The sequence below is a fragment of the Mycobacterium talmoniae genome (assembly GCF_001854525.1).
Lineage (GTDB): Bacteria > Actinomycetota > Actinomycetes > Mycobacteriales > Mycobacteriaceae > Mycobacterium > Mycobacterium talmoniae.
Map to the genome: position 1 here is coordinate 1 of NZ_MLQM01000249.1, position 5258 is coordinate 5258.

At 65.7% G+C, this 5258-nt stretch carries 5 protein-coding genes and 2 pseudogenes; 1 reads left to right on the plus strand and 6 read right to left on the minus strand.

What is annotated here, in order from left to right; translation table 11 throughout:
* Positions 1–554: pseudogene (locus BKN37_RS25560) on the minus strand (type VII secretion protein EccCa); the annotation flags it as partial.
* Positions 555–655: 101 nt separating this feature from the next.
* Here BKN37_RS25560 and BKN37_RS28135 point away from each other — a divergent pair.
* Positions 656–1840: an RNA-guided endonuclease InsQ/TnpB family protein gene (locus BKN37_RS28135; RefSeq protein ID WP_083342050.1), complete on the plus strand. Its 1185-nt coding sequence runs from the start codon at positions 656–658 to the stop codon at positions 1838–1840.
* 45 nt (positions 1841–1885) lie between these two features.
* On the opposite strand, the gene eccB is transcribed toward BKN37_RS28135, so the two are convergent.
* The 5 genes and pseudogenes from eccB to BKN37_RS28970 all read right to left on the minus strand — a co-directional run.
* A complete protein-coding gene (gene eccB, locus BKN37_RS25565; protein ID WP_071029912.1) occupies positions 1886–3391 on the minus strand; it encodes a type VII secretion protein EccB in 1506 nt (501 codons plus the stop codon).
* 9 nt (positions 3392–3400) lie between these two features.
* Entirely contained in the window at positions 3401–3748 is a 348-nt protein-coding gene (locus BKN37_RS25570) for a hypothetical protein (RefSeq protein WP_071029914.1), read from the minus strand.
* 10 nt (positions 3749–3758) lie between these two features.
* Positions 3759–4358, minus strand: a complete 600-nt coding sequence (locus BKN37_RS25575) for a hypothetical protein (RefSeq protein WP_131823700.1) — start codon at positions 4356–4358, stop codon at positions 3759–3761.
* Positions 4359–4459: 101 nt separating this feature from the next.
* Positions 4460–4891 (minus strand): hypothetical protein, encoded by a 432-nt coding sequence (locus BKN37_RS25580; protein ID WP_071029918.1) that lies wholly within the window; start codon positions 4889–4891, stop codon positions 4460–4462.
* Positions 4888–5258, minus strand: a pseudogene (locus tag BKN37_RS28970) (hypothetical protein); the annotation flags it as partial. The pseudogene BKN37_RS28970 and the gene BKN37_RS25580, both read right to left, overlap by 4 nt.

Genomic DNA, 5258 nt, shown 5'->3' on the forward strand with positions numbered 1-5258 from the left:
GTGGGGTCGGGTGCCTTGGTGGTGAGTTTGTCTTCGGCGGGCACGGCCCCGACGCCGACCCGGGCGGCGATGTAGAAGTCGGAGGGTTTGTCGTCGGTGGGTGCTTGACGTGACCATTGGCGGGTTTTGCCGATAAGTCCGGTCAGGTCTGTGGGGTGGGGGCCGTGGTAGCCGTAGTAGATGACTTGTTGTTGGGCGGAGGTGGCGACGCGTTCGCGGACCTTGGTGAGGTAGCGCAGGTATTCGGCGCGTTCGGCGTTGAGTTCGGGCACGGATTTGCCGGAGGCGCTGGCGTAGGCCGTCATGGTGGAGACGCCCATCATGATCATGACCATCGGCATCATGATGTACTGCACGGAGAAGTTGCGCACGCCCATGTACACGGTGATGCCGACCATGAACAGCATGAATACCGCCATCATCGGGAACACCAGCTTTTGCCAGCCTTTTTGTTCGACCTCGATGCCGATTTCTTCAGGGGCTTTGAGCTCGACTTCACCGGTGACAGCCGTGGGCCCGGATTTGTAGGTGGGCGTGAATCTGCGGGTGCTCATCGGAGGATTTTTGCGGCGTGGAAGCCCTTGGCTTTTGCCGGGGGAGGAAACGCCGCTTCTCCTTTCGGTCGCTTGTCGGGGGGTGCGGTTAGCTTGGCGGTGTGTCGCGGTACCGGCTTCTTCCTACTGCCGAGCAGGCGGCGGCCTTGGCCGAGCATTGCCGCCACGCCCGGTATGTGTGGAATCTGGCTGTTGAGCAGCAACAGCACTGGCAGCCGGGACGCCGCGCACCCGGTTATAACGAGCAATGCGCTCAGCTGACCGCGGCCCGCGCCGAGTACAGCTGGCTGGCGGCCGGCTCGCAAACCGTCCAGCAGCAGGCGCTGCGGGACTTCGCCCAGGCGATACGGGCCTTCTTCGCCGGCACTCATCGCCGCCCAACGTGGCGCAAAGCCGGGGTACATGAGGGTTTTCGGCAGGTCGGGCTGAAATCGCATCACGTTGAGCGTCTGAACCGTCGGTTCGGTCGCGTGTGGGTGCCCAAGGTTGGCTGGGTACGTTTCCGGCTGTCGCGGCCCATCCCGGCGGGGACGAAGTCCTACCGGGTTACCTGCGATCGGGCCGGCCGCTGGCATATCGCGTTCGCCCACATTCCGGATCCCATCGCGGGTCCGGGTGAGGGCAGCGTGGTTGGTGTCGACCGTGGTGTTGCGGTGTCGGCGGCGCTGTCGACCGGTGAGATGCTGCACGCCCCTGGCCTGAGCCGCGGTGAGGCAAATCGGTTGACGGTGCTGCAGCAGCGTCTGGGCCGCGCGAAGCCTGGCTCCAACCGGCGTGCCCGCACGAAACGCGCGATCGCGAAGCTCAAAGCGCGTGAGACCGACCGACGTAAGGACTGGGTCGAAAAGGCCACTACGGATATCGCGCGGCGGTTCGACACGATCCGCATCGAAGCGCTTGATGTTCGTGCGATGACTCGGTCGGCACGCGGGACCGTGGAAGATCCCGGTGTCGGTGTCGCGCAAAAACGCGGCCTCAACCGGGCTATCAGCCGCAGCTGTTGGGGCCTGCTCGCTGCGCGTCTTCAACACAAAGCCTCTGGCCGGGTCGAGCAGGTCCCGGCCGCGTACACGTCGCAACGATGTTCCGCATGCGGCCACATCGCGTCCGGCAACCGCAAGAGCCAAGCGGTTTTCGAGTGCGAGACCTGCAACTCGGGGCCGTGCAACGCCGACGTGAACGCTGCACGCAACATTGCCGCCGGACGGGCGGTGACAGCACGGGGAGACCTCGGCGCTAGCCGGTCTGCGAACCGTGAACCTCAACTCTGTTCTCCTGCCGCATAGGTAGTGGGGATGGGGTTGAAATCCCCTGGATTCCAGGGGAGGACGTCAATTGGTGGGGATGGCTCTCGGTGTGGGGTCGGTGGGCAGGGTGTCGTGTTCGAGCAGGGCGTTGGCCTGGGTGAGGTCGGGGCCGGCGGCCAGGAGTCGGATGGCGGGCCAGGGCGCGAGTTGGGGGTTGTGCAGGCCGAGGTGTTCGGCGTCTTTGATGTCGGGTAGTCCGTAACGCACGCCGCCTGAGTCAATGTAGAACTGGTTTTCTGGGTTTCCGGTTGGGTTGATGACGTGTACGTACCGGCCGGTGGGTTCGGTGCCGGTTTTGCCGCCGCCGGCTTGGTAGACCGTCAGGTCGGTGGTGATCTGTTTGACGTGGGCGACGCGTTGTCGCTCCGACAGGGGGATTTGTTTCCCTGCGGCGATGGTGATTTGGGGTGAGGTGGTTTCGGCGCCGGTTTTGGACCAGTCCCAGCACAGAACCGGGTTGGTGGCGCGGTCGATGACGGTGACGGGTTGCAGCGGGGAGGGGTAGGTGCGTGGTGGGGCGGCGGTGATTTTGTCGGCCGGTGCTGTGGGTGGGTCGAGGTGGCCGTAGGTGTTGGTGTTGCGCAGTGCCGCGGCGGTGGCCTGGTTGATCGGGGCGATCCCGTCCGCCAGGACGACGTAGTGCTGTTTGTCGGGGTTGGTGCTGTTGGCGATGACGGTGCCCACGGTGATGGTGGGGTCCAGGCCGATGGTGTTGGGTTGGCCGGCGTCGGGGATCTCGGGTAAGGCGATGGGGTCGGCGGCCGGCAGTGCGTTGTAGAGGGCCGCTGACAGGGGCGTGGTCGCGTGGTTGGGCGGCAGGTTGATGGCGGTGGTGATGGCGGTGTTGGTCAAGTCGATGGCGTGGCGGCCGGTGTGGTCGATGAGCATGTTCTGGCTGTGGTAGGTGGCCAGGATGGTCTGTCCTACGGCTAGGGCGGTGGTGGTGTCCGGGCCGTAGGTGGGTTGCTCGGCGAGCACGGAGACCTCGACGGTGGGGCGGGTGCTGGCGGGGTGGCTGACGGTGTCGCACACACTCCAGTAGCTGCCGTCGCCAGCCGCCGCGGTGGGGGTGTCCCAGGGTGCGCCGGGTATGCCGGCGAGCTGGCCGCGGCGGTGGCGGGCGAGCTCGCTGGATTTGACCCGACGCGGGTTGTGGTCTCGGCCGATGATCAGCCGCGCGGAGGTGAGGTTGAGGACGGGGCGCAGCACGTTTTGGTCGAGCACGAACAGTTGGCCGTTGGTGGCGTCGGCGAGAAGTTCGGCGTTTCCGGGATTGCCTTGTGGTTTAAGGAAAGCCATCAGCAGGCACACGCCGGCGATGAGGGCGGTGATGGCCAGGCCGGCCGTGGATGCGCGGCTGTAGAAACGCATCGGGTCGTCCCACATTTGGGTGTTGCGGCGCACGATGGCGTGTTCGAGGCGGCGGCGGATGAAGATGGCGCCGGAGAATTGGATTTTGGTGGTAAGTCGCTTGGACGGCGGGTGTTGTTTGGACACCACCTGGGAGCGGTCGTCTTTGACGGCGGCCATGGGGCGGGTTTAGGGGTTGGGTTGCTGGTAGTGGGCGGTGTAGGCGGCGTCGACGTCGGCGTGGGTGGGCAGATTGTGTTCTTTGTGCAGGTAGGTGCGGCAGGCGTGTTCGTTGTCTCCGGCGGCGACGGATTCGGCGACGAGGCGGTCGGCGCGGTCGGCGCGGTCGCGGTCGCGGGAGAACTGGGCGACGGCCAGGATTTTGGCCGCAAGGTCGGCTTCGGTGCCATTCAGTGCTGCGGGGGTGAGTTTGATGTTGGTGGTGTAGCCGTTGACGGTGGTGGCGGTGATGGTGCGTGCGGGGTCGCTGACGGTGACGCTCGGGTGTTGCGGCGGCAGGTCGTGGCCGGGTTGCATGTGGTTGAGCCTAGCAGTGGGAAACATGGTCAGGAGTGGGTTTTTCGGTGGTTATTCGGCTGATCGTGTACCGCCCGTCGTTGTGATGGCTGATGGTGATGTTGGGGTGGCTTCTCATTCGGGATAATTCGGTGTGGAGCGAGTTTTTCACGGCTCGGCGGCGGCTGGGGTTGGTGGTGAAGTGTTCGGTGAGTTCTTCGAGGGTCAGGCCGCCTGATGTGTCGAGTAGTTGAGCGATGCGGCGACGTTTCGGGGATAGGTCGTGGAATGTTTTTCCGCACTCGATTCCGAAGATTTCTTCTGGTGTCGATAATGGTTGTTTGACTGGTATTTTGTGGGTTCCGATGAGGAGTTGACCGTCGTGGCCCATGGCCGCGGGCGTGCGGGCGGTTCGTGACCACTTGGTGGTTGAGCAGAACTGGTGGGCTTGCAGTTGTAGAGACCGGACGACGCCGGCGGGCAGGTGGGCGATGTCGACGGCGGCGAGGTTGAGGACCACGAGGTCGTCGGTGGGGGTGATGGCGGCGACCGCCCATGGGGTTGGGTAGACGCGGCGAGGCTGCCAGCGGGCGTCGGCGACCAGGCGCCAGGCGGGTTGGCTGCCGACCACGGTGATTTCTCCGGTGGCTGAGACCCGGGCGTAGCGGCCGTCGGCGAGCTGGGCCAGCGGGTCGGGGGCTCCGGCGGTCAGAAACCGGTCCAGGTGCGTGTTCACCATAGGTCGTCGTCGGTGGCGGATGCTGTTTGGGCCGGCGGTGGTGTGTAGTAGGTGGCCTGTGGGCCGAGGGCGAGTTGTTCGTCGAGGGCGGCGGCTTGGGCTTTGAGCGCCTCCATGACCTGTTGGCAATCGCCATCGATTGACGTCGTGGTTTCGGCGGCGGCGCGGTTGGCGGTGGCCAGTGCCTCGTTGAGGCGCTCAGCCAGGGTGGCTGCACCTAGCCGCGCGGTGCCGGGTTTGATCCACAGATCGACGAACCAGCCGTGGTCGTTGAGGGTTACCGCAACGGTTTTGGTGGCATCGGTAGCAGTGGTCGTGGTTTTGGCGCGGATGTCCAGGTAGCGGTCGAGCTGGGCGACGTAGGCGTCGGCCAGGTCGAGGCTTTGGAGTACCAGCGGATGGATCGGGAATTGGGGCGTGGTCATGGCGCTTCCTGCTGGTCGGTGATTTCTGGCGGCGGGGGCGGTCCGATGGCGCCGTCGATGTATGCGGCGCTGTGCGGGCGGTCTTCGACGTAAATCGGCTCGTCGGGGGCTAAGCCTGCGTCACGGTCTTTCGGGCTCGAGTTGCCCGAGCCGTGGGGCATCATGCCCATCGGCATCCCGGCGGCAACCCCGGTGGACGGGCCCGGCGGCGGCCCCGCCGTGGAGGCGGGAGCGTTGGTAGGTAGTGCCGCCGCGGCAGTGGGTGCGCTCATCGGGCCGGCACCGGCGCCGGCTCCTGCGCCAGATCCGCCACCGCCGGGTGAGCTCATCGGGCCGATGGGCGCGGGCTCCCCAGCCGAGCTGGGGC

Bases quoted from the DNA above. Each gene is read 5' to 3' on its own strand.
- eccB (WP_071029912.1), bottom strand. From the start codon at position 3,391: ATGGCCGCCGTCAAAGACGACCGCTCCCAGGTGGTGTCCAAACAACAC.
- BKN37_RS25580 (WP_071029918.1), bottom strand. From the start codon at position 4,891: ATGACCACGCCCCAATTCCCGATCCATCCGCTGGTACTCCAAAGCCTC.
- BKN37_RS25570 (WP_071029914.1), bottom strand. From the start codon at position 3,748: ATGCAACCCGGCCACGACCTGCCGCCGCAACACCCGAGCGTCACCGTC.